22 protein-coding genes, 1 pseudogene and 2 other annotated features are annotated in these 23583 nt (G+C 35.7%); of the genes and pseudogenes, 3 read left to right on the forward strand and 20 right to left on the reverse strand.

Annotated elements, in window-relative coordinates; translation table 11 throughout:
* Positions 1–106: 106 nt before the first annotated feature.
* The 14 genes from ACFQU5_RS16440 to nikA all read right to left on the reverse strand — a co-directional run bounded on the left by ACFQU5_RS16440 (position 107) and on the right by nikA (position 15902).
* Positions 107–1462 (reverse strand): amino acid permease, encoded by a 1356-nt coding sequence (locus ACFQU5_RS16440; protein WP_390290175.1) that lies wholly within the window; start codon positions 1460–1462, stop codon positions 107–109.
* An 83-nt stretch (positions 1463–1545) separates the two neighbouring features.
* Positions 1546–1797: a binding site (T-box leader), on the reverse strand.
* Between the two features lie 280 nt (positions 1798–2077).
* Complete coding sequence (tyrS, locus tag ACFQU5_RS16445) at positions 2078–3292, reverse strand: tyrosine--tRNA ligase (protein WP_390290178.1); 1215 nt, start codon at positions 3290–3292, stop codon at positions 2078–2080.
* Positions 3293–3382: 90 nt separating this feature from the next.
* Positions 3383–3635: a binding site (T-box leader), on the reverse strand.
* A gap of 201 nt (positions 3636–3836) precedes the next feature.
* Positions 3837–4454, reverse strand: coding sequence for a nitrite reductase (locus ACFQU5_RS16450; protein WP_390290181.1), 618 nt, complete (start codon positions 4452–4454; stop codon positions 3837–3839).
* A gap of 106 nt (positions 4455–4560) precedes the next feature.
* Positions 4561–7002, reverse strand: a complete 2442-nt coding sequence (locus ACFQU5_RS16455) for a heavy metal translocating P-type ATPase (protein ID WP_390290184.1) — start codon at positions 7000–7002, stop codon at positions 4561–4563.
* A gap of 95 nt (positions 7003–7097) precedes the next feature.
* Positions 7098–7304 (reverse strand): copper chaperone CopZ, encoded by a 207-nt coding sequence (copZ, locus tag ACFQU5_RS16460; RefSeq protein ID WP_390290187.1) that lies wholly within the window; start codon positions 7302–7304, stop codon positions 7098–7100.
* 13 nt (positions 7305–7317) lie between these two features.
* Positions 7318–7662: a metal-sensitive transcriptional regulator gene (locus ACFQU5_RS16465; RefSeq protein WP_390290190.1), complete on the reverse strand. Its 345-nt coding sequence runs from the start codon at positions 7660–7662 to the stop codon at positions 7318–7320.
* 443 nt (positions 7663–8105) lie between these two features.
* Complete coding sequence (locus ACFQU5_RS16470) at positions 8106–8744, reverse strand: NAD(P)-dependent oxidoreductase (protein ID WP_390290193.1); 639 nt, start codon at positions 8742–8744, stop codon at positions 8106–8108.
* A gap of 204 nt (positions 8745–8948) precedes the next feature.
* Complete coding sequence (locus tag ACFQU5_RS16475) at positions 8949–9446, reverse strand: SRPBCC domain-containing protein (RefSeq protein ID WP_390290196.1); 498 nt, start codon at positions 9444–9446, stop codon at positions 8949–8951.
* Positions 9447–9573: 127 nt separating this feature from the next.
* Positions 9574–10911, reverse strand: a complete 1338-nt coding sequence (locus ACFQU5_RS16480) for an MATE family efflux transporter (RefSeq protein ID WP_390290200.1) — start codon at positions 10909–10911, stop codon at positions 9574–9576.
* Positions 10912–11054: 143 nt separating this feature from the next.
* Positions 11055–11816, reverse strand: coding sequence for an ABC transporter ATP-binding protein (locus ACFQU5_RS16485; protein WP_390290203.1), 762 nt, complete (start codon positions 11814–11816; stop codon positions 11055–11057).
* Positions 11813–12613: an ABC transporter ATP-binding protein gene (locus ACFQU5_RS16490; RefSeq protein WP_390290206.1), complete on the reverse strand. Its 801-nt coding sequence runs from the start codon at positions 12611–12613 to the stop codon at positions 11813–11815. The genes ACFQU5_RS16485 and ACFQU5_RS16490 overlap by 4 nt, the downstream gene beginning before the upstream one ends.
* Positions 12610–13458 carry a nickel transporter permease gene (gene nikC, locus ACFQU5_RS16495; protein WP_390290209.1) on the reverse strand — a complete coding sequence of 283 codons (849 nt, stop codon included), beginning with the start codon at positions 13456–13458 and terminating at the stop codon, positions 12610–12612. Before nikC ends, ACFQU5_RS16490 begins: the two co-directional genes overlap by 4 nt.
* Positions 13458–14402, reverse strand: a complete 945-nt coding sequence (gene nikB / locus ACFQU5_RS16500; RefSeq protein WP_390290212.1) for a nickel ABC transporter permease — start codon at positions 14400–14402, stop codon at positions 13458–13460. The genes nikC and nikB overlap by 1 nt, the downstream gene beginning before the upstream one ends.
* Positions 14403–15902 carry a nickel ABC transporter substrate-binding protein gene (gene nikA / locus ACFQU5_RS16505; protein WP_390290242.1) on the reverse strand — a complete coding sequence of 500 codons (1500 nt, stop codon included), beginning with the start codon at positions 15900–15902 and terminating at the stop codon, positions 14403–14405.
* A gap of 471 nt (positions 15903–16373) precedes the next feature.
* Between nikA and ACFQU5_RS16510 the strand changes: the two genes are divergently transcribed.
* Both ACFQU5_RS16510 and ACFQU5_RS16515 read left to right on the forward strand, forming a co-directional pair.
* The gene (locus ACFQU5_RS16510; RefSeq protein WP_390290215.1) at positions 16374–16493 is read left to right on the forward strand and encodes a stage II sporulation protein P; all 120 of its coding nucleotides are present in this window, start codon (positions 16374–16376) and stop codon (positions 16491–16493) included.
* 477 nt (positions 16494–16970) lie between these two features.
* A complete protein-coding gene (locus ACFQU5_RS16515; protein WP_390290218.1) occupies positions 16971–17342 on the forward strand; it encodes a VOC family protein in 372 nt (123 codons plus the stop codon).
* A 246-nt stretch (positions 17343–17588) separates the two neighbouring features.
* On the opposite strand, the gene ACFQU5_RS16520 is transcribed toward ACFQU5_RS16515, so the two are convergent.
* From ACFQU5_RS16520 to ACFQU5_RS16530, 3 genes are all read right to left on the reverse strand, one after another.
* Entirely contained in the window at positions 17589–18386 is a 798-nt protein-coding gene (locus ACFQU5_RS16520; RefSeq protein WP_390290221.1) for a class I SAM-dependent methyltransferase, read from the reverse strand.
* Positions 18387–18577: 191 nt separating this feature from the next.
* Complete coding sequence (locus ACFQU5_RS16525; protein WP_390290244.1) at positions 18578–18808, reverse strand: DUF3953 domain-containing protein; 231 nt, start codon at positions 18806–18808, stop codon at positions 18578–18580.
* Between the two features lie 91 nt (positions 18809–18899).
* Positions 18900–19298, reverse strand: a complete 399-nt coding sequence (locus tag ACFQU5_RS16530) for a hypothetical protein (RefSeq protein ID WP_390290224.1) — start codon at positions 19296–19298, stop codon at positions 18900–18902.
* Between the two features lie 444 nt (positions 19299–19742).
* Between ACFQU5_RS16530 and ACFQU5_RS16535 the strand changes: the two are divergent.
* Positions 19743–20977, forward strand: a pseudogene (locus ACFQU5_RS16535) (IS110 family RNA-guided transposase).
* Positions 20978–21190: 213 nt separating this feature from the next.
* On the opposite strand, the gene ACFQU5_RS16540 reads toward ACFQU5_RS16535, so the two are convergent.
* The 3 genes from ACFQU5_RS16540 to ACFQU5_RS16550 form a co-directional block, all read right to left on the reverse strand.
* A complete protein-coding gene (locus ACFQU5_RS16540; protein ID WP_390290227.1) occupies positions 21191–21577 on the reverse strand; it encodes a YhfM domain-containing protein in 387 nt (128 codons plus the stop codon).
* A 241-nt stretch (positions 21578–21818) separates the two neighbouring features.
* Positions 21819–22817 (reverse strand): NADP-dependent oxidoreductase, encoded by a 999-nt coding sequence (locus ACFQU5_RS16545; protein ID WP_390290230.1) that lies wholly within the window; start codon positions 22815–22817, stop codon positions 21819–21821.
* A 41-nt stretch (positions 22818–22858) separates the two neighbouring features.
* On the reverse strand, positions 22859–23200 hold the full coding sequence (locus ACFQU5_RS16550) for an ArsR/SmtB family transcription factor (RefSeq protein ID WP_390290247.1): 342 nt from the start codon (positions 23198–23200) through the stop codon (positions 22859–22861).
* Positions 23201–23583: the final 383 nt, after the last annotated feature.

Consider the following 23583-nt stretch of genomic DNA (forward strand, 5'->3'; position numbering starts at 1 on the left):
AATACAAGGTTAATATGGGCAGTATTGCTAAAGTCAAAAATTTTTAATCTAAATAGGCTGCTTTCATAACTAGTATAAGAAAACTTTCAAGATTATCCTGCAGAATTTATTTTGCCTTAATTTTATATCCAACATAAAGAATAATAAACCAAATCGGTGCTACAAACAGAGCGATTCGCATGTCCGGTATAAATGCCATTAAGACAATGACGAATGCTAAAAAAATTAGTGCCAAATAAGTAGTAATAGGATAAAGAGGAACTTTAAATTTTAATTTTTCAACTTCCTCTTTTGTTTTGGATTTTCTAAATTTCAATTGTGTAATTAAAATGATTGTCCAACTGGTAATGACCGCAACCGTTGCAACAGCAGAAATATACAAAAATACTTTTTCAGGAACAATATAATTCAGAACTACTGCCACTAGCAAAATTAATGACGAAAACAAGATTCCCCGTCTCGGACTGCCATTCTTGTATAGTTTTCCGAAGTACTTTGGACCGTTTTTCTGAAGTGATAGATTGTATAGCATCCTACCTGTGCTGAATAAGCCACTATTGAAAGCCGATAATGCCGCAGTGATGACAACAAAATTAATAATATGGGCAGCACCAGGAATGCCGACATTATCAAAGATTAATACAAATGGACTACCATTCATCCCAACTTCATCCCAAGGGTATAGAATCATCATAATTCCTAATGCACCAATATAAAAAATTAAGATTCTCCACACGATATTATTGATGGCCGATGGAATCGATTTTTCTGGATTTTTTGCCTCTCCAGCTGTAATTCCGACTAATTCTACTCCTCCAAATGAAAACATGACCAGAACCAATGACAATAATATACCTTCTATTCCATTTGGTATGAAACCACCATGACTCCACAAATTGTCAATTCCCATTGCCTGGCCACCATTTCCTATTCCCAGGAAGATGATTCCTAATCCGAGCAAAATCATTCCGATAATGGCCACTATTTTTATCATCGCAAACCAAAATTCAAACTCTCCAAAAGCTTTTACGTTTGCTAGATTGATCAATGTTATAAAAATCAGGACAACTAGTGCTGTTATCCATTGCGGGATTTCCGGGAACCAGTAATTCACATAAACGCCAACTACCGTAATTTCCGCCATTCCAACAACAATCCACATAAACCAATAGGTCCATCCTGTTAAGTATCCCGCAAATGGACCTAAATATCGATTTGCATATGTACTAAATGAACCTGACACCGGTTCTTCTACTGCCATTTCACCTAGCGCCCTCATAATGGTGAATATTACTAATCCCCCAACTAAATAGGACAATAAAATAGATGGGCCTGCCATTTGAATGGTTGCACTGGAGCCATAAAACAATCCAACTCCTATCGAACCTCCAAGTGCAATTAACTGAATATGCCGATTGTCTAAACCTCGCTGAAGTTTCTTGCTTTTTTCTTCCTTATTCATTCATTTTCTCCCTTCGAATCTATTTCTAATTTTGCATGTTTTATAAGAAAAAAAGATAAAAAAAAACGCCCTTTTGGATTAACCAAAAGGACGATTCAACTCGTGTTACCACCTTTAATTCATAAGTAACTTCCATTACTTATCTTAGTAAGTACAGTCAAATGACGATACTTTAGCACAAGATGACGGATGCCTTACCGGTGCAGCCTACTATGGAATCCCAATTCGGTACACAGCTCCAAGATGAATTCGCAATCGTTCAACACGCACCTCTCATCGACCGGTAACTTTCTGTTTGTTTAGTGATTACTACTATTTCTTATCATAGCTTTTATTCTTATTCTCAGAAATGCCTTAAACAAATCTTTGTTATGCAAATATTAATTATTTATCATTTTAACGTTTTATTTAACTTTGTCAATTTAAATTTGAATTTTTCAACACTTTTGAAAGATTATTGATTGGACTCCTCGTTAAGCATTATCTTTTAAATAGAGTACATCAATTGCTAGCAAAATTATAGCTATACCAATTGAGATTACAGGTTAAGGCTTGCGTATTATCACCCTCCTGCGCTAATTCATAGTGGAATTAGCGCCATTAAAACTTTATATATTATTTAATAAAACGGATAAATCTCTTTTTACCGATTTGCAACACTTCTCCATTCATAAGTACACGGTCTAATTCATGTTCACTTAATTTTTCTTTGTTGAGTTGTACACCATTTTGTTTAATTAATCGCAAAAACTCACTTTTGCTTTTTACGAGTTTTCTTTCTATCAGTTGAGGAATGATATCTTGAACTGTTTCAGCACCTAGTTCTATTAATAATTCCGGGATATCATCTGGTATTTCTTTTTTACTAAAAGCTGTTTCAAAATAGGCCATTGCTCTTTTTGTTTCGTCTTCTCCGCAATATAAACTCGTAATGATTTTAGCTAATTTAATTTTAACCTCTTTCGGGTTTACCCCCTGCTCAATAGAATTTCTAATATTCTCTATTTCATCTGGGTGTTCATCCGTTGCTAAATCAAAGTATTTAATAATCAATTGATCCGGTACTTCCATAACCTTTTTAAACATTACTTGTGCGGGTTCGTTTACGCCAATGTAATTTCCAAGACTTTTACTCATTTTCTCTACACCATCAAGTCCTTCGAGCAATGGCATAAAAATCGCTACTTGTTTCTCTAAGTCCCAATGTTTTTGCAGAGTTCGACCCATTAAAACATTAAAGGTTTGATCTGTACCCCCTAATTCGATATCCGCCTTAATCTCTACTGAGTCGTATGCTTGCATAAGTGGGTAGAAAAACTCATGAATTCCAATCGGCACTTGATTTTTGTAACGATTTTGAAAATCATCCCGTTCCAATATTCTTGCAACCGAAGTAGTTGCTGCTAGTTTAATTACTTCTTCAAACGTTAATTTCGATAGCCATTCACTATTAAACCTTACAATTGTTTTCTCTGCATCCAACACTTTAAAGATTTGTTCACAGTACGTTTTTGCATTTGCCTTCACCTGTTCATCACTCAAAGCCACACGCCCTTTGGCTTTTCCGGTTGGGTCACCAATACGCCCAGTAAAATCCCCGATAATGATCACAACATGATGTCCTAGATCTTGCATCTGTTTAATTTTTCTTAATACAACAGCATGACCTAAATGAATATCAGGGGCAGAAGGATCAAGCCCCAACTTTATCGTTAAAGGCTTTTGCGAGTCATAGGATTTCTCCAATTTTGCAAGTAATTCTTCCTGGTCTACAATTTGATGCGCACCTTTCATAATGATTTTTAACTGTTCTTCGGGTTTTACAAACATACTAACATCTCCTTGGAATATTATTTCTAATATGGCAAGTTCTATAAGAACAAGGTATTTAAAGATAAAAAAACGCCCTTTTGGATTAGCCAAAAGGACGATTCATCTCGTGTTACCACCTTTAATTTATAAGCAATTCACATTACTTACCTTCGAAAGTACAGTCATTTGACGATACTTGCAGCACATGATTACGGGTGCTAAACCGGTGTAGCCTACTAAGTACTTCTTTTCGGTACACAGCTCCAAGATGTATTCACAATCGTTCAACATGCACCTCTCAACAACCGGTAACTTTCTGTCTGTTTACATGATTGCTACTCTTTCTTATCATAGCCTTTGTTCTTATACTCCGAAATGTCTAAACAAATCTTCGTTATGCAGATATTAATTGATATTAATTTTATTCTTTTATTGAAATTTGTCAATAATGTTTGGAGCATTAATTTGTATTATTTTGGTGTTAAACTGCTACTTTAAATGAATCAGGTTGCGTAACCAACTTAATGTCATGACATAAAACATATAATAACTTATTAATTGATTAATTGATTAATTGATTAATTCCATTTCTCTTAAGGAATTTAGAAAATGTCTCCCGTTTCTTACCTGTTTCTGAATATAAAGCAATCATTCTTTCTACTGCATCATACAATGCCACGGGCGTAAGATTCTCCAACAATAAAGTACCAACCTCGGCGTCTTTCCCTTTCGCTTTTCCACCAACATATAAATTATAATTATCCTTAATTTTCATAACCCCAATATCACTTAGCATTGGTTCACCGCAACCAACCGGGCAACCTGTATAGGCTACCTTTACTGTAAATGGTACAGCTTTGCCAGAAATACGGCGATTTAACTCTTTTGCAACGGGCATCCCTTCCTCTTCTTCCCCTTTGCAAAAATTACATGTTCTTAAGCTTTTTACGAAGTTACCTACTGGATAACATGCTAATCCAACCCTCTGGAACTCTTCGAAAATTTCTTCTTTCTTATCTTCAGGTATTTCTATATAAAGTTGCTGAAATGTTGTTAACTCAAGTTCTTCGCCATCACTCAAGTATTTAGAGAGTGTCACAAGTTGTTTTGAATTAAGTTTTGCCCCAAACCCAATTCCTCCATTTACTGCAATCTTAATTTTTTTAACTTCGATCCCCATGTCCATTTTTCACCTTATTCCTTCTATGTTTTACAATCATTACGATACGTAGGTATGGTATATAAATAACCATACCTACTTATATGAGAGTGTTGACTGTAAAAATCTATTTTTTTTCTAATTTTACCCTTTGCAGTCGTAGAGCATTAAGTACAACTGATACAGAACTAAATGCCATTGCAGCACCTGCTACCCATGGTGCCAGTAATCCTGCTGCTGCAATTGGAATACCGATAATATTATAAGCAAATGCCCAGAATAGGTTTTGTTTAATATTCCGCATCGTTTTTTGACTCATTAAAATTGCATCAGCAATACTATTTAAGTCTCCACGAATTAATGTAATATCCGCGGCTTCCATTGCAACATCTGTTCCAGTTCCGATGGCCATACCAATATCTGCCGTTGCCAGTGCTGGTGCATCGTTTATACCATCACCGACCATTGCCACTCTTTTGCCTTGTTGCTGCAACTTCTTCACTTCTTCTGCTTTAGCTTCTGGAAGTACTTCTGCAATAACTGCATCTACTCCAACCTCTTTACCAATTGCTTGTGCAGTACGTTCGTTATCACCTGTCATCATGATGACATTGATTTGCATACCTTGCAGGCGGGATATAGCCTCTCTGGATGTATCTTTAATTGTATCTGCAACTGCTACTAGACCGGCATATTGACCATTAATGGCAGCTAGCATAGCTGTTTTTCCTTCGCTTTCTAGTTTTTCCATCACTGATAGAACAGATTGGATATCAATTCCGTATTGTTGCATCAATTTACGTGTACCAATGACAACACCTTGACCTGAAACGGTTGCCTGTACTCCATATCCTGGAATCGCTTCGAAAAATTGCACCTTCCCAAGTTCAATGCCTCTATCTTGGATTCCTTGTACGATTGCTTCTGCTAACGGGTGTTCAGATTGTTTCTCGGCGGCACCGATTAACGATAAGAATTTCTCTTCATCTTGGCCGTTTGCTGTATAAACATCCGTTAATACAGGTTTACCATGTGTAACTGTACCTGTTTTATCTACAACAACTGTATCAATGCCTTGTGTTTGTTCTAGATGCTCTCCGCCTTTAAATAAAATACCAAATTCTGCTGAGCGTCCGGAACCCGCCATAATTGAAGTTGGTGTAGCTAAACCTAGTGCACATGGACACGCTATTACAAGAACTGCAATTAACACTTCAAGCGCTTGTGTAAAATTCCCTGGATCAACCCAGATAAACCATACTAAAAATGTCAGGATAGCAATCCCTATTACAATCGGTACAAAAACTCCAGACATTTTATCCGCTAGACGTTGAATCGGCGCTTTTGTTCCTTGTGCATCTTCTACTACTTTAATAATTTGAGCTAGTGCCGTGTCACGCCCTACTTTTGTAGCAGTCATTTTGATAAAACCATTTTTATTGATCGTTGAACCGTATAAAACATCACTAACTTTTTTATCTACCGGCAAACTCTCTCCTGTTAGCATAGTTTCGTCAACTGCTGTTGTACCTTCGATTACTTCTCCATCAACAGGTATCTTTTCACCAGGTTTCACTAGTATTGTGTCACCAATCATTACTTCCTCTAGTGGGATTTCTTTTTCAACGCCATCTCGAATAACATTCGCTGTTTTCGCTTGAAGCCCCATTAATTTTTTAATCGCCTCGGATGAACGGCCTTTTGCTTTAGCTTCGAATAATTTTCCTAAAAGAATAAGCGTGATTAGAACGGCACTTGTTTCAAAGTATAAATGTGGACCATGATGTGTACCCGCAGTAACAATTGCTTGATATACACTATAAAAATAAGCCGCGGATGTACCCATCACCACAAGTACATCCATATTGGCACTACCATTACGGAGTGATTTATATGCACCGACATAGAACTGTTTGCCTATAATAAATTGTACGGGTGTCGCTAAGAGCATTTGAACCCATGGATTCATTAATAAATTTGGAACATATAGAAATGATGTAAAGGAAAAATGTGCAACCATCGTCCATAATAGAGGCAAAGAAAGTATTGCCGAGATGATAAATTTCCGTTTCTGGTCTTTAATTGCTTTTTCACGATATTCTATTTGTTCTTTATCATCTTGCTTTTGATGTGCACCGTAGCCAAGCTTTTCTACCTTTGCAATAATATCTGAAATCGAAATGTCTGATGGATTAAATTCAATTACAGCTTTTTCCAGTGCCAAATTAACGTTTGCAGAAGCTATACCATCCATTTTATTTAATCCTTTTTCAATTCGGGTTGCACAAGCTGCACAAGTCATTCCAGTTATATCAAACTCAGCTTTTTGCTTCACTACACCATAGCCGAGAGCCTCAATTTTCTTTTCGAAATCTTCTTCATTCAGTTTTGAAGGATCATATTGTATTGATGACTTTTCAAGCGCTAAATTTACAGTAGCTTTTTCGACACCTTCCATTTTGTTTAAACCTTTTTCAATTCGTGTCGCACAAGCTGCACAAGTCATTCCAGTGATTTGAAGGCTGGCTTCTTTCGTTTTATTTATATTTTCATTTGATGCTGTAGACATATCGTTCACCTCTCACATACCTATCGGGGGTATATTTTTTTGAAAGAATTAGAGTGCCTTGATAGCACTCTTAATTGTTTTTACTTTACTTAATTTTATAGTACATCGTAACCTTGGTCATCAATTGTTTCTTTAATTTTATCTAGTGTAACTTTTTCACTATCAAATGATACAGTAACTTGGGCATCTTCTAGATTAACTTTTACTTGTTGTACGCCTTCTAATTCGCCTACACTGCCTTCAATTGCCTTTACACAATGACCACACGACATTCCATTTACATTCAAAGTTATATTTTCCATTATAATCTACTCCTTATTTTTTCATTAATTTTTGAATCGTAACAAGTACTTCATCTAGAACTTCTAAATCTCCTTCTTGTATACGATCTACGACACATTCTTTCATATGAGTCTCAAGAAGCATCTTCGCTACACCGTTTAAAGCTGATTGTGCTGCAGATATTTGTGTAATCACATCGTCACAATACGTATCCTTCTCGATTAAACCTTTTATGCCACGAATTTGACCTTCAACCCTGTTTAGCCTTGTTATAAGATTTTTCTTTGTTGCATCGGTATGATGACTTTTCCGCTCATTAGAACTTGAACAACATGTATCATCATTTAATAGTTTTTCTTGATTTAGTTCGAGTTCCATATGAAATTCTCCTTTGTTCAGATTATTTATACCCCTATACCCTATATTTAAACTATAACATACCCCCACACCCTATGTAAAGGTGAAAAATCACTTTTTATTCATATAGAAACTTAAGATAAGGTTTATGATTCGTACTTTTGGTTTAAATATGTATAATTGCATGCACTAAATACCCATTCTTACTTGATTAAATTTAATAAAAAACCCTCAATAATCCCATTTTCTCTAATTTCACCACTCCCGCTGATGTAACTTTTCAGTTAAATGGATTTTCCACCCAATTCCTTCATAGTAATACGATTGTTCTTAGGGAGTAGCTCTAAGATATGCTTAAAGCCTTAATTATTGAAAAGTACTTAGCTAATTGTAATTTAAAAGAAATCATAAATGGATTTCTTTTTTTAGCATCTTCAATTCTACACTTATTCGGGATAATCAATTTAATTAGATATAAACGGTGCTTTTTGTATATAGGTTTTATCATCAATTTGGCTAATGATAAATTTAGCTATATCTCGGTTCGTTATTCTTGTACCTGGCATATTTGTAAGGTTTTCTTTTATTAATCCTACCCCTTCGCCATCAACTATAAATGGAAGCCTAATTAAAGTCCATTTGATTAATTTATTGCTGTTGAGAATATTCCATTCTTTTTTCTTATCATCCATCATTCTAGAATAGATTATTTCAAATATCTTTGCTCCAACTTTATTTATGATACTCTTTTGATCTCCATGAATTGTTAGCGAGCCACCTGTAACACCAATGTAGCGTTCAATCTGCAAATCTCCCATTACCTCAATTATTCTTTCTGTTACACTGCTATAAATTGGCTTCTCTTTTATGGGTTGGCCGAAAGTATTAATGACTACTTGACAATCTTCTAGTAGTTTTTGAATATCCTTCAAATTTTCTGCATTTCCTTTAACGATTTCAATTCTATCATCTTTGAAAGTTAACTTATCTGGATTTCTAACAAGCATTCGGACTTGATGCCCTTTCTCTAATGCTGCAGAAGAAATATAACGTCCCACCTTCCCTGTCCCACCAATGATTGCTATCTTATATGATTGTTCCATGATAAACCTCCATATCAATTTATAAATATGTATACGGTAAAATTTACTTATCGATTCAAATATTTAGGAATTCATAAAATTAAAAGAAAAATTTGAACCCTTCCTATCTATTAGGAGGATTTATAAGCTTATGTAGCTACACTACACAGCTATTAAAAAAAGCAACCCATTCTATGTGGGTTGCCAAGGGTGTAGACAAGAAATTTACTTTATTGAGGAAATATACTGCTCTAACCGGTCCCAAGTTTCAATAGTTCCTTGTTCCATACCCATATCTAAGACTGTTTTCAGGGCTTCAGCAGAAGGATATACTGCACGATTAATCAATTTTGTCTTTCCATCAATTTCTTCAAATAATAAAGTGCTCTGTGTTGAAGGCATACCCTCGACTTCATTACCATCCGCATCTGAAAAATAATCAACATAAACTATCTTTTCATCTTGTGCAATTACTTGGTAGATTCCCTTTCCCCAAGATTCAAATCCAAAAAAGTCTCCTTGATTCTCGTCAGTACACTTCATACAGTAGTGCCAAATGCCATCAACTCGAAAATCAATTTCGCAGTACGCAAGAATCCAACCACGAGGTCCCCACCAATTTTTCAGATGCTGTTCTTCTGAAAATGCTTTGAATAGAACAACTTTCGAAGCATCAAATTCACGTTCGAATACAATTACGTTTCCTTCTACCGTAGAAATCATTTTTTATCCTCCATGTAATTCAATATTATGATAGCTCCTGTGGTTTCTCTAGGTGGAAAATTGCTACTGTAATATTAAATTCTCGATAAGATTTTGATTTCCTTCAAGTCGATTCCATATGAATAAACTAATTGTTACATGTTGATTCTCTATTAACCTGCATCAATGGAAAAAGTTTACGATTTAATGATGGAATATACATAACTAAAAAAATAGATCGACCTAAACTAAATATAATGAAGGCCAACCATAGGCCATGATTTTGTAGTGATGGTAGAGATAAACATAACACCAGCAAAAAAACACCTAGTGCATATACCATCGAATTCCTAATTGGCTTTGCCTCTGTCGCACCAGTAAACACACCATAAAGAACGAGGCCAAGGCTTGCTGATATCGGAAATAGCATAATCCAATGTTCATAGGTGGCAGTTAACTCAATAACATTCTGAGTCTTCGTAAATACTGGTATTATAAATCCTTTACCTAAGTAAAATACCACTGTTATGAGAAGTGAAGAAATGATTGCCCACTGGAAAGACAATGATACTGTTTTTTTATATAAATTTTCATCTTGGGAACCTATTGCTTTACCAACATAAATACTCGATGCATTTGCGAACCCATCAAACGTGTATGCCATCATGTAATGAATCTGAATCAGTACAGCATTTGCAGCCAATACTTCGGTTCCGTAAGTTGCACCCTTTGCCGTAAATAGATTAAAAACAACTAGTAAACAAAATGTTCTGAGCATTAAGTCTCGATTCATTGCCACCATCTTTTTAAAAGGTTCTGGATCTAGAATCTCACTAATGGAAGGAAAACGGAATGACTGAGGAAGTAATTTAATTACTATTATCACACTTAAAATAACTGTAGCTATTTCTGCTATAAACGTGGCGGCAGCTACCCCAGATACTCCCCATGAAAAGACATTCACAAAAACAATAGCAAGTAAAATGTTAATAAGATTCATAAGAATTTGAAGAGAAACCGTTAATTTTATACGAGATTTTCCAACTAACCAGCCCATCACGACATAATTTGCTAATGCAAATGGGGCTCCCCAAATCCTAATTGAATAATACTCTGATGCAAACTCAAAAACGTCAGAAGCAGGACTCATAAAAGCGAGAGTCAAATTTAGAATTGGCAACTGTAGAATAAGAAAGATTACCCCTACAATCAAAGCAATAAACAAAGGTCTAATAAGTGCTAATAATTGTTGCTTCTCGTCATTTGCCCCTTCAGCTTGAGCTGCAAAACCGGATGTACTAACTCTTAAAAAGCCAAACAACCAATAAAGTGTATTAAAAATGACTGTACCGACAGCCACACCGCCAATATAAGCTGGATTGGCTAGCTGGCCTACTACTGCCATGTCTACTACTCCAAGTAAAGGTGTGGTTATGGTCGATATGGTAAGTGGGATTGCTAGGGCAAGATAAGTTCGGTGATTCATCACAACACCTCCATAACTATATTTATCAGTGTTTTTCGCTCTTCATTCAAAACTAATTTAAATTGATAAATAGATGAATGGAAGCTAGTTTTAATTGTTGTACTTTTCGCCCATTACGTTTTTTAAATACTGATTTTGCTAACCTAAAAGATTGATATAAGTTCTTTTGTATAAGGATGCCGCTCATTATCAAACAAATAGTTCGTATTAAATTGATCAACAAGCCGACCATCTTTCATAACAAGTATACGTTGACACATTTGACTGACAGCAGCAAGGTCATGTGAAATAAACAAGTATGAAAGATTCAAGGTCTCACGAAGCTCAGTTAATAAAGAAAGCACTGCCTTCTGTGAGATTACATCCAGGCTTGCGGTTGGTTCATCCAGGACAATTAGTTCCGGTTCAATACTTATGGCACGAGCTATTGTTACACGTTGCCTCTGTCCACCACTTAGTTCATGAGGATATTTATCTGCTAAATGAGACGGCAACTCAACAGCTTCGAGAAGTTGTCTTATAAAAGCATCCTTCGATGTGTAGGAAAAATGACTAAGGTTTAGTTCCTTCTTATACTGAGCATAAGGGTCAATCAATGAATCTTTTACTTTGAGCTTTGGGTTTAAAGCAGCAGAAGGGTTTTGAAACACAATTTGCATCTTCTTTCGATAAGAATGTAAATGACGTTCATCCAGGAGTTCTATCGCCTCATTTTCAAAAAGAATTGACCCACTATCAATCCGTTCAATCCGCATTAAGCAACGAGCTAATGTACTTTTGCCGCAACCACTCTCCCCAACAAGACCAAGACACTCACCCTTGTTCAGGTTAAACGAGACATGATCAACCGCTATTTTCTCTGACTGATAAAATTTAGTTAGTTCTTTAATAGAAAGAAGATTCATCCTTTTTCGACCTCCTGTAAACCCGATGGCAAACCTTGCCCAAGTATAGGGGCAGCTGCGATTAATTGTTTTGTATAATCATGCTTCGGATGATCGAGTATACGGTGTTTTCCACCTGACTCAACAATCTCCCCTTCCTTCATTACAGCTAAACGGTTTGCATATCTTCTTACATGACGCCAATCATGCGTAATGAATAAAATTGCACACCCTGTTTCCTTTTGTTTTTTTGCAAGCAACTCTAAAATCCGGTGTCCAGATACACTATCAAGTGCGGTTGTTATTTCATCAGCGATTAATAGATCAGGAGAAAGCATGAGTGCAATAGCAATCGATACTCGCTGAAGTTGTCCCCCACTTAACTGAAATGGATATTTATTGTACAAATTCTCATCTAAACCAACGGAATCCAGTGCATAAATTGACTCTAGTCTTCTGCTTTTAGTATCCAATACGCCATGAGCCCTTTGATATTCATCAAAATGCTGGCCAATCGTTCTAAATGGTGTAAAAGAGCCTTGATAATCTTGAAAAATATAAGCCACTTTTTTGCCACGAATTGTTTGGTATTGCTTTTTTGTTAATGAAAGCAATTCCAACTCTTTAAAATAGATATTTCCTTCTACCTTCAAATTTGAAGGAAGCATTTGTCCAATCGCCTGTGAAAGCAAGCTTTTTCCGCTTCCGCTCTGACCCACCAGTGCAAACCATTCACCTTCACCCACAGAAAGCGAGACGTTATCCACTATTTTCTTTTCTCTACTACTAATTGATACCTGTTCAATCGATAAGATCACTGCTGCACCTCTTTTTTTACATCAAAATGATCGCGTAAATAATCGCCTATCATATTCGTTAGTAACACAACCACCACAATAGCTAATCCTGGGTATATCATTAGTTCTGGTCTTGATTGAAAATACGGTCGTGATTCATTCAGCATTGCTCCCCATTCAGGTGTCGGGGGCTGAACACCAAGACCTATGTATGAAAAAGCTGAAATGAGCAGAATAATTTTGCCAAGATCAAGACTTGCAAGGACAAGCACATGTCCCACGATATGAGGAAATAAATGCTTTCGTATAATCTTTGTTGGAGAAAGTCCATTAGTACGTGCAACTAACACATATTCTTTTTGAGATTCAGATAATACCGTACTACGAACAAGACGGGCATAATTCACCCACTTAATCATAATGATAGCCAGTACTAAATTACCGATACCCGGTCCAAGCAAACCACTTAGAACGATGGCTACAATGGTATCGGGAAAGGCTAAAAATCCATCTCCAATACGCATAAATATACGATCAACAAAACCACGTTTATATCCAGCAATAAGACCAAAGGGGACCCCAATAATAAGAGCAGCAAAAAGCGCCAATAAACTATAGCCTATAGTCTGCCCAGCACCCAGCATCAGCCTAGTTAAAACATCCCTGCCGAGCTGATCTGTACCTAATGGGTGCTGGATGCTCATCCCTAGAAGTCGTGCATCGAGGTTTGTTAAATTTGGATCATGTCGCAAATAAACAAAAGTATATATGACAACTAATATAATAAAGATTAAGCCTAATAAAGCCACTATTCCAGGCAATCTAGACTTTTTCAATTTTGGCAACCGTAAAGACAATCCATTCATCAATTCGTCCCCCTTTCTTTTAGTTTCATTTCCGGATTTAAATACCTATAAGATAGATCCACACTTGTATTTACAACGAAAACAACAATCGCCATGATTAAAATATATCCTTGTATAACTGGATAATCGCGTTGACGTATGGCTTCAACGACAAGTTTCCCTAAACCTGGATACGCAAACAATACTTCAATTACTACAACCCCGCCAATCAGACTACCTAAGCTAACCCCAAAAACGGTAATAACCGGTGGGAGGCTGTGTCGAAATGCATGCATTAAAAAAATGCGCTTTTCTGATAACCCACGTGCTCTCGCTGCACGGATAAATTCTTGACTGAGCGAATCAAGAAGACTAGAACGAAGCAATCGAACATATACACTTGAAATAGCTAGACCAAGTGTCAATGACGGTAAAATTAAAGAAGTAAATCCATCTCTGCCCATGGTCGGCAGCCAGTTTATACGGACACCAAATAGTTCGATTAGAATAAGACCCAGCCAAAAACTTGGGATAGCTGCTCCAAGGACTGATAGAGTCCTCCCCAATTGATCAACCCAACTATTACGGTATAAAGCCGATATTGATCCTAGTGGTATCGATATAACTAGCATCACGATTAATGCACCACTAGCTAATTCCACTGTCGCGGGCAATCCCGTCAGAATCATATCCATAACGGGCTGGCCCGTGACATAAGATACACCGAAATCGAGTTGAATAAATTTTAGCAGCCAAATTCCGTACTGGACGAGCATTGGTTCATTGAATCCCATCTCTTCTCTTAATGCCTCAACTTGTTCTTGGTCAACAGAAAGTTCGTCAACATTTAATATAGTCAAAACAGGATCTCCAGGTGCAAGACGAACAACTAAAAAACTGATAAAGGTAATAAATAACATAAAGATTAGAATCTCAAAAAATTTTCGAATAACAATGCGGAGCATCTATTTCACATCCAATAGATTAGTAATCATGTAATATTCACTTCTTGTAGTTACCCAATTTTCAACTTTGTTTTCGTTATAAGCAACAATAGTAGAAGGATGCAAGACGAAAGAATTAATTACATTTGCATGAACATAATCAGCCGCTTGCTCTGCAAGGACAGCTCGCTCTTCCTGGCCCACTGTTTGGTTGAGTTTGTCAATGATTGTAGTGAGTTCAGGCTCATGAGCACCACTAAAGTTAAGGGCACCAGTTGGGTGATAGGTTGCATTTAAATAATAGCCTGCATCCCCACGTGGAGCGGTTAAATTACTATAGGTTGCCAAATCCCAATCTCGATTGGAAGCCATATATTCTTCGGGAATATCAATTTGACGAATTTCTACATCAATTCCAATTTGTTTCGCATCCGATTGAAAAACTTGAGCGATTAATGGCAAATCTGCTCTTGCACTATAAGTTAATAGAGTAAATTTAAGCGGTTCTCCATCTTTTTGCATTTTTCCGTTTTTCAGAGAATAGCCTGCTTCCTCTAAATACTTTTTCGCTATATCTGCTCCAGTTTCACTTAGTTCATAGGATGGGGCAAAAGGCAAGGATGGTAAAAATGGGCTCACAGCTGCCTCACCGTAACCTAAAAGGATATTATCCACAATTTTCTGGCGGTTAATCAATGCATCAATTGCACGACGAACATTTATGTCCTGCAAGCTACTTCGCTCCATATTCATCGTCATCTGATGAACACGGAATGTCGCAGTAGATTCAACTTTTAGCCCATCCAATGTTTCTAACGATTCCAAGCTCTCTACCTCTGGTCGGTAAACAATATCAACTTGCCCAGATTTTAGAGCAAGTGAACGAGCATTTGCGTCCTCATTAAAAGAAAATGTTACTGAATCGAGGTTGGAAGCTCCGTCCCAATAATCATCATAACGATCAAGTTCAAGTTTGCTTCCTGGTGAAAATGACTTTAATACAAAAGGTCCTGTACCGACTGGTTTATTGACAATATCCGGTTCTGTTACATCAATAATTGAAACATTCGGATTTACTAGCTCAGATATAAATTCCGGAAAAGGTTCCTTCGTAGAAATATGTAATGTATACCCCTCCGCTTCGATTTTATCTATTTTGAGCGCATTTCGAATCGCAACACTCTCTTGTAGTGCCCGTTCTAAAGAAGCTTTCACTGCTTCTGCATCCATTTTTTTACCGTTTTGGAATGTAACATCTTCACGAAGTTTAATTGTCCAATGTTGACCATCCTTACCTTCCCAACTCTCTGCAAGCCAAGGTGCAACTGATAAACTTTCTTCGTCTAATCGTACTAATGTTTCCGTTATCCCGGCTCTTAGTGGAACATAACTTGAATCAACATGTGGATCCAATGAATTAGTGGCAAAATTATAGAGAAAATGAATATGCTTCTCTGAAGGATTTTCTTCATTAGAACCTTCTGATGATCCTGTACATGCACTTAGCAAGCAGATACTCATGAACAAGATACCAATTTTAAGTAATTGATTTCCTAATAATTGTGTAGAACTCGTAATATTAGCAAGTTTGTGCCCTGTCTTTCCTTGAATAGATTTCATAGAAACCTCCTTGTATTCTATTTGGTATTTTCAAATCGTAATCATTACGTTTTGAATTATATAGTAATGATTACGATTTATCAAGGGGGAATTTTCCAGGCTAAATTTTTTTGTATCGATCAAATATAGTTAAACTTGCAATGTCCATAGTTATATTTATAAGTAAGTAAAATTTATATAAAGTGAAATTGGATACGTAGTCCTTCCATCCTTCTATAACTATATAAGGACAAGGCAAAACTTATAATCTTCAATATAATTATTTCTTTAAAAGATAGCGTTCTTGACATGGGTTTCAGAAGATCTACTGTTTTGAACAAAACTAAAAGAGAAAGCGGTTTTCGCTTTCTCTTTTAGTTTTCATCCCTTTTAATGATTTTTGATATTCATAGAGATGATAGTCCAAGACAAGACAGCACGATAGTTCTAAATGGAAAAGAATACGCGAGAGTACCTTTATATTTATCAAAATCAAGCATAAAGAAAGATTGATCAACATGGAGTTTCTTTTATAGTAAGGCCTTATTTTTTCACACATTTCAAGGCCAAAAAATTATATACGATACATTGCCCAATTATATTCAACAATCTCGCCATATAGTCCAAAAAATGGTGACCTCTTTGTTCTGAAGAAAAGCACCATTTACAACTACTATTCAAGCTAAAATTGCTCATATAAAGCGTTTGACTTAACCATTTTCAGATGTTCCCCCCTGCCATAATAAAGGCACCTCCAAATGTTAGATCGTGTCTAACATTTGGGGTGCCTATCAATTCAGGAATTGCGTCCGATTGTTGTATAAGCTATTGCATAATGTCTTCGAAAAGCGACATTTACTCCGATTTGCTTCTCACATTTACCATATTCCTAAAAATTAACGTTGAACTGCTGCTTTTACTACTCGGAAGGAAAAAGGTATATAGAAAAGGAACTATTTGATATACCAGATAAATAAAGGAGAGAAGGCTATGAGTAAGTCATTTATTGAACAAGTACATTATATTAGAATTCCTGTAAAAGATTTAGAACTGTCTGCACAATGGTATAGAGATGTATTAGGGCTCCAGTTACTAAACATTACTGAGGAACTTGCAATTTTAAAAGTAAATGAAGGACCTTTTTTACTTATCTTAGTTCCTACCGAAGATGAAACATTTGCACATTTTACTATTGGTAATGAACAAGAATTTAGCATTGGCTTTACAAGTCCAGAATTATCCAAATTCCATCAACACTTAATTGGTAATCAAGTTAAGGTCGAGGATATAAAAGAAGATAGTGGCCATGCCTTTTTCCACTTTTATGACCCAAATGGTAATAAACTTCAAGTACACTGGTAAAATAATAATAAATAAAAAAATAAATTACCTTTTTTCTTTAACGTGTGCTTTACGGAATAAGAACGGGAACGTCCAAATCAGACGTTCCCATATTTTTCGCCTGAAAAACAACAATTCTATTTAACAAAACCAAATAAAAAATACCAGATTGTTTGAGATGGATACCTCTTAATCTTATTCAACTTAAGCGCCTGATTGTTGAACATCGTTATTCTGCTAAAGCACCCGTTAGTTGAATCGAAATTTTTACTTATTAGCAATAAGCGTAAATAGACCAGGAATTTTATTCTCTATACCTTCTGGTGAATTAAAAGGAAATGCCCACCTTATACCTGATTCTTCTTCTAAGATTTCTATATTTAAATCTGCTTTAGCAATTGATGTTACTATTTCACCCAATGTCCATTTACGGATTTTATTTTTTGTAAGTTTTGAACTTTCTTTTTCCGATAATAAAATGCTGTAAGCAACATCTACGTCTATCAGTTCTGTTATAAAATAATCGCCATTTGCAATCATTTTATTCCCTTCTAAATTCACCAACTTTGATGCAAAGGGATGATAATCCCTTAATATAAATTTCCCGCCTGGCTTGAGTGAATTACGAACAAGCTTAAATAAGGGCATTAGGTCAACGAAATAGTGTAATACACCGAGTTCCAATACTACAAAATCAAAGTCTACCAACTCGTCTTCTTCAGGTATTTCTAATAAATCTGAAACAATGTATTTTATATTCACTTCCGCCTCATTAGCTAACTCTATTGCATATCGTCTATTTTCTTTTGAAATATCTACAACAGTTACATCAGCTCCTAACAAGGCCCATGATACGGCTTTATTCCCTTTTGAACCTAAAAGATTAGCTATTTTTTTATCTTTTACATCGCCCATATAATTCATATAGTAAGAAACAGCTTCGTTAGGGTTTCTCTTTAGTTTTTGTGCATATTCATTTGGTAAACCGTGTCGATTCACCCATGCTTGATACACAGATTGATTCCATCCAACTTGGTTTATCTTACTAATACTTTCCTGATTCAATATAACTTCACCTCCAAAAATAGTAGGAAATTATTTATTCTATGAGTGACAGTGATTAACCTCTTATTAAACTAACCTGCCCCTTTATTTTAAGTACAATTCTTTACAAACTCACCTTAATATTAACATAAATAACCATTTTTCTTCTAATGTGTTACTCAACAATATGGCCCTTTTGTGGAAGATGTTAATCAACTTAAGGTGAAGAAGCCTAGAAGTGTTACAAATAGTAGAAATAAAAAAACAATTATGCTAATCCAACCCATAACTTTTCGATCTTTCCGAAATTCTTCTAATCCCATCACTAACATCATTAAACTTAAGAAAAACATTGCATATGATTGAAACTCGAAATTTTTAGTAATCAATCCATATCCTGCAATAAAAGCGGCGATTACCGAAAAAATTACTTTTAAAATCATTAACAAGTATTAAAACACCCCTTTAGAAAACCACAAACTCCTTTATTCTGTTACTGCTTTCTCTAAAATACTAAAAAATCCTTCATCATCTTCAAATTACAAATTCTTCGAATGAACCGTCACTATCCTGGACTAAAATCCCTTTTTTATCCAAATCTAAAAACATATAATATCCTCTGTTCAAAGTCATTACCATCTGGCAATCCTGAGATATTGTAACTGAATTGTCTTTTTTAAATTTCGATTTTTCAAAAGCCTTTATCAATTCTTGCTGAGTTTTATCTGTTAATTTAATGGGAATGAATAATTCCTCTGCTTCATAATCAATCTTTTTCAATTCCACAGACGGTTCTTCTGCACTAAAATTAACATCTCTTAAAACATTCTCCGCAGAATATTTTGTCTCAGAATTTATAAAATATAAACCTACGAGAATAACAACTATAATAATACTAAAAATGGGTATCAATATAGTTTTCTTGTTTTTCATTTCCTCACCCCATCTATATATATCTCTTATTTATATCTAATAATATATAAGTGTTTATATTTAAGTACGGTAATTAATAATAAAAGTTTCAAATTATTCCCAAATACAATATTTATCTTAACTATAATTATTAGAATTGCATTTTTTAATCATACTCTTCACATATGAACCTAGTGTTATTCAACAATCTGGCCCTATCGTATTATAAGGTCAGTCATAGAAATCTGATTGACTATTTTTTATTCTATTTATAGATTGATAGTAGCCGGGGTAGAACGTTCTGGCCCTTGGGACTTGATCCCGTTCGTTAAACTGTTCGCCCTCAACTGGTTAACACATGATTAGGCTGGTTGGGACATTGTGATCCCGTATAACAAGCGAAGATATGAATGACAAGATAGATGGAGGTTACCGGTTAATCACTATATTAGGAGGAGATAATTTATGGATCCAGTTGTAGGTCTGGATATCGCAAAAGGTGAAAGTCAGGTTCAAATGTTCTTGGATCAAAAAATGCCCTATAAAAACAGTGTGAAGGTTGAACATACGGTGGAGGGTCTAGAAGAGTTACACTCTTATTTACTAGATTTAGAGCGTCAAACAGGGATGAAACCACCTGTGGTATTGGAATCAACTGGTCACTACCATGCCCCGGTTGTTCAGTTTTTAGAAGCAAGAGAGTATATTGTGATTATCGTTAATCCATTGGAATCCTACCGAGCGAAAAGTTCTAGCTAAAGGAAAACCAAAACAGATGCGATTGATGCTTATCACTTAGGTGAAATGTATTACAAAGAGGATTTAGAACCTCAGAAAAAGCGAGGTATTCAGTTATTAAACCTTCGGCATCTGACAAGGCAGCACGAAAATATGACAGGAGTTATGGTTCTAACCAAGCTCCAATTCCAAGCCGTATTAGATCAGGTATTTCCTGAGTATAAAGGAGTTTTTGGGAGTTTATATGCAGAAATATCAATAAAAACCTTACACGCCTTCCCTACCTCCGAGTCTGTCTTAAAGGCTGGGGTGGACGAAATTACACAGTTTATTAATAAGCATTGTAAAGCACGTTCTTTTAATTGGGCACATGGAAAAGCAGAGGAATTAATCGTAGCTGCAGAACGCAATCCATTTCAGTCAACTCTCTATCAGAGCCTTCTTGTCAGTTTGAAAATGTATATAGATTTACTTCAAGCGTACCACTACCAGCTTTCTACGTTGGAGCGTGAGATTAATGAGTTAGCGGTACAACTTGAAGAATATGAACTACTCCAAACAATTCCCGGTGTAGGTGAAAAATCGCTGCCACGATTATTTCTGAAATCGGCGAAATTGATCGGTTTAGTCATCCCAAAAAGTTAGTTGCCTTTGCAGGACTTGATCCAAGTGTGTTTGAATCCGGACGCTTTAAAGGTACAAAAAATCATATTACTAAACGTGGCTCAGCTAGGCTTCGCCGTATGCTTTATACAGCGGTTCGCTGCTCTATTCGTGATAGCCGTAAAAAGAAAACAACCGATGAGACCATAGCACGAAATAAGAGATTAAGAGACTTCTACGACTTGAAACGCGAAGAAGGTAAACCATACAAAGTAGCTATTATTGCATGTGCTAATAAGCTTTTACACTGGGTTTATGCGATGTTAAAAACAAAAACACCGTTCCAAGAAACTATTTAATAACAACGTTTTCCAATACAACAAAAACCTTCCAAATAGATTCGGAGGGTTATTTGGGTTGCACATTTTTAGTATAGCATGAAGTAATTTTTAATTTAAAAGATTTTTATTGACAATCTATTAGCTGGTTTAATTGAATAAAGCACCTTCCTTATTCAAGGAAAGCGCCCGTTTGTTGAGGATTGTTATTCAATTAAAGCACCCGCTAATTTGTTAATCTTTATTAACAAACTCGTAAATTTCTTTAACCGAATTACTTGTTAGTGTGTATATAGTGTGCGTGTCTTCTGTATTCATTATGGTTCCAGATTCTTCTGTAATCCAAAGAAAATAAGTTTCTTTACCACTACTAAATTGATACTGTGGTTCTGTTGCCATGTTGACAACACCAGGCTCTTTTTTTGAATTGCTTACTGCCTTTTCAAATATAGCTACTTCTTCCGATTCTTCTATTTCTAAATCAATCGTTTTAGTGTTAACGTGCGCTTCCTCTTCTGCACTCTTTTCAGTTATTGATTCGCTTGTTTTAGTTTCTGTCTCTTGAGAACAGCCGACTAATACACAACTAATTATTGCAAATACTATTGCTAACTTTTTCAAAATAACCCCTCCTTTAAAAATTTTAGACATTAATTTTTGAATAAAAATTTCAAATCTTCTACGCTTTCTAATTAAAGCATAAATTGCCTATTCTCATTAAATGGGTTATTCCACAATCTGGTCCTATTTATGAAGAAAGACCCTCTCCTTATTCAAGGAAAGCGCCCGATTGTTGAGTATAGAAAACCACGAAACCCTCTATTCGTTTTCAAAATATGCAGACTTTAGTGACTCTTCAATGTCATTTGAGTTTTAATATTATTTTCCCTTTTGCCCTACCAGACTCTGCGTATTCCATCGCCTTTTGAGCATCATCAAAAGAAAAGACTTTATCTATTACGGGTTTAATATTACCTGCTTCAATATAGTTTGCAATGATACTTAATTGTTCTCCACTGGGTTCCATAAACAAAAATGTATATTGAACATTATGCTTTTTTTCAAGTGAAGTAAGTTTACTACTTGCTGCTGAAAACAACAATGCTTTAAAAAATCCTGAACCATATTCTTTTGCAAAACGAGCATTCGGTAATCCCGAAACGGAAACAATTTTACCACCATCTTTGACAACATTAAATGATTTTTCTAGTATCTCGCCCCCAAGTGTATCAAAAACTGCATCAAAATTTTTTAATATATCTTCAAATTTTTGTGTTTTGTAATTGATAATTTCATCTGCACCAAGAGATTCTACTAAATTCATGCCGGCTTCACTGGCAGTCGTTGCAACAGTCGCCCCCTTTAATTTTGCCAGTTGAATTGCAAACGTACCAACACCACCAGCCCCAGCATGAATTAAAATCTTTTCTCCTTTTCGTAATTGTAGGATGTCAGTAAACGCTTGGTATGTAGTTAACCCAACCAACGGGATTGATGCTGCTTCTTCAAAGGTTAAATTTTTAGGTTTTAAAGCAATATCATCTTCATGCACAGAAATATATTCAGCAAAAGTACCAATTTTACTCTTACGTGGACGTGCATATATTTCGTCACCAACTTTAAAATGAGTCACTTTTGCGCCAACTTTAACTACGACACCAGAAAAGTCGCTCCCAAGAATAAGAGGCATTTTATATTTAAGCAACAATTTCACTTTCCCATCACGTATCTTAAAATCAATGGGATTGATACTAGCTGCATGTATTTCTGCTAGCACCTCATATTCATTAATTTCTGGTGTAGGCATTTCTGTCAAACGCATCGGGACCTTCCCATACTTTTCTATAACCATTGCTCTCATTGCGTCTGTTCCTCCAACTTTTGTATATTACATTCCATAATTCAATGAAAATCTTCCAAAAACTTATCAATATCCGTCACAAGATTTTTTAATAAACCTATTTTTGAACGTATATTAATAAAATAAAAGTTCTTTGTGCCTTCTTTACGCATTAATATAACATCGGCCTCCCGCAAAATCTTAAGATGATGTGAAACGGCCGGTCGAGAAAGATGCGTTTTTTCAGTAATTTCGCCAACACGCAACCCTGTTTGACAATCAGTTCCCATTAATACTAAAAGAATCGATTGACGGGTTTCATCACCAATCGCCTGTAATACTTTTTGAGAACTAATAAAATCTTCTTTGATATTATTTAGTTGGTCCTGTTTATTCAATGAAATACCTCCAATACTCAGTCGAATGGTTTAAGTCGACGAACCATATCACTGAACACAACAATATTATATTGTTAAGTTTGGCGCAATATTGAGAAAGCAAATCGATACGAATCAATTTTTATATAAACAATATAAATTCATTTCTAATTCATTTGTTTCATAAATGGCTCTTCAATATAAAAAGCACTTTTCCTTTCAAGAAAAGCGCCCGATCGTAATATAAGGTCAGCCAGATTTTTCTGGTTGACCTTTTTCTTTTAGGTCTTATTATAACGGTAGTGGGGGTAGAACGTAGCGCCCGTGGGACTCGATCCCGTCCGCAAAACTGTTCACCCCCTACTTGTATAAGCATGTTTCAAGCTGGTTGGGACAAGGATCCCGTTTAA

This window comes from Ureibacillus sp. GCM10028918 (genome assembly GCF_042666115.1).
In the GTDB taxonomy this organism is placed as follows: Bacteria; Bacillota; Bacilli; order Bacillales_A; family Planococcaceae; genus Ureibacillus.

What these genes read in the sequence shown, in the direction of transcription:
- ACFQU5_RS16440 (WP_390290175.1), bottom strand. Translation starts at nt 1,462, where the DNA reads ATGAATAAGGAAGAAAAAAGCAAGAAACTTCAGCGAGGTTTAGACAAT.
- tyrS (WP_390290178.1), bottom strand. Translation starts at nt 3,292, where the DNA reads ATGTTTGTAAAACCCGAAGAACAGTTAAAAATCATTATGAAAGGTGCG.
- ACFQU5_RS16450 (WP_390290181.1), bottom strand. Translation starts at nt 4,454, where the DNA reads ATGGGGATCGAAGTTAAAAAAATTAAGATTGCAGTAAATGGAGGAATT.
- ACFQU5_RS16455 (WP_390290184.1), bottom strand. Translation starts at nt 7,002, where the DNA reads ATGTCTACAGCATCAAATGAAAATATAAATAAAACGAAAGAAGCCAGC.
- copZ (WP_390290187.1), bottom strand. Translation starts at nt 7,304, where the DNA reads ATGGAAAATATAACTTTGAATGTAAATGGAATGTCGTGTGGTCATTGT.
- ACFQU5_RS16465 (WP_390290190.1), bottom strand. Translation starts at nt 7,662, where the DNA reads ATGGAACTCGAACTAAATCAAGAAAAACTATTAAATGATGATACATGT.
- ACFQU5_RS16470 (WP_390290193.1), bottom strand. Translation starts at nt 8,744, where the DNA reads ATGGAACAATCATATAAGATAGCAATCATTGGTGGGACAGGGAAGGTG.
- ACFQU5_RS16475 (WP_390290196.1), bottom strand. Translation starts at nt 9,446, where the DNA reads ATGATTTCTACGGTAGAAGGAAACGTAATTGTATTCGAACGTGAATTT.
- ACFQU5_RS16480 (WP_390290200.1), bottom strand. Translation starts at nt 10,911, where the DNA reads ATGAATCACCGAACTTATCTTGCCCTAGCAATCCCACTTACCATATCG.
- ACFQU5_RS16485 (WP_390290203.1), bottom strand. Translation starts at nt 11,816, where the DNA reads ATGAATCTTCTTTCTATTAAAGAACTAACTAAATTTTATCAGTCAGAG.
- nikC (WP_390290209.1), bottom strand. Translation starts at nt 13,458, where the DNA reads ATGAATGGATTGTCTTTACGGTTGCCAAAATTGAAAAAGTCTAGATTG.
- nikB (WP_390290212.1), bottom strand. Translation starts at nt 14,402, where the DNA reads ATGCTCCGCATTGTTATTCGAAAATTTTTTGAGATTCTAATCTTTATG.
- nikA (WP_390290242.1), bottom strand. Translation starts at nt 15,902, where the DNA reads ATGAGTATCTGCTTGCTAAGTGCATGTACAGGATCATCAGAAGGTTCT.
- ACFQU5_RS16510 (WP_390290215.1), top strand. Translation starts at nt 16,374, where the DNA reads ATGATTTTTGATATTCATAGAGATGATAGTCCAAGACAAGACAGCACG.
- ACFQU5_RS16515 (WP_390290218.1), top strand. Translation starts at nt 16,971, where the DNA reads ATGAGTAAGTCATTTATTGAACAAGTACATTATATTAGAATTCCTGTA.
- ACFQU5_RS16525 (WP_390290244.1), bottom strand. Translation starts at nt 18,808, where the DNA reads ATGATTTTAAAAGTAATTTTTTCGGTAATCGCCGCTTTTATTGCAGGA.
- ACFQU5_RS16530 (WP_390290224.1), bottom strand. Translation starts at nt 19,298, where the DNA reads ATGAAAAACAAGAAAACTATATTGATACCCATTTTTAGTATTATTATA.
- ACFQU5_RS16545 (WP_390290230.1), bottom strand. Translation starts at nt 22,817, where the DNA reads ATGAGAGCAATGGTTATAGAAAAGTATGGGAAGGTCCCGATGCGTTTG.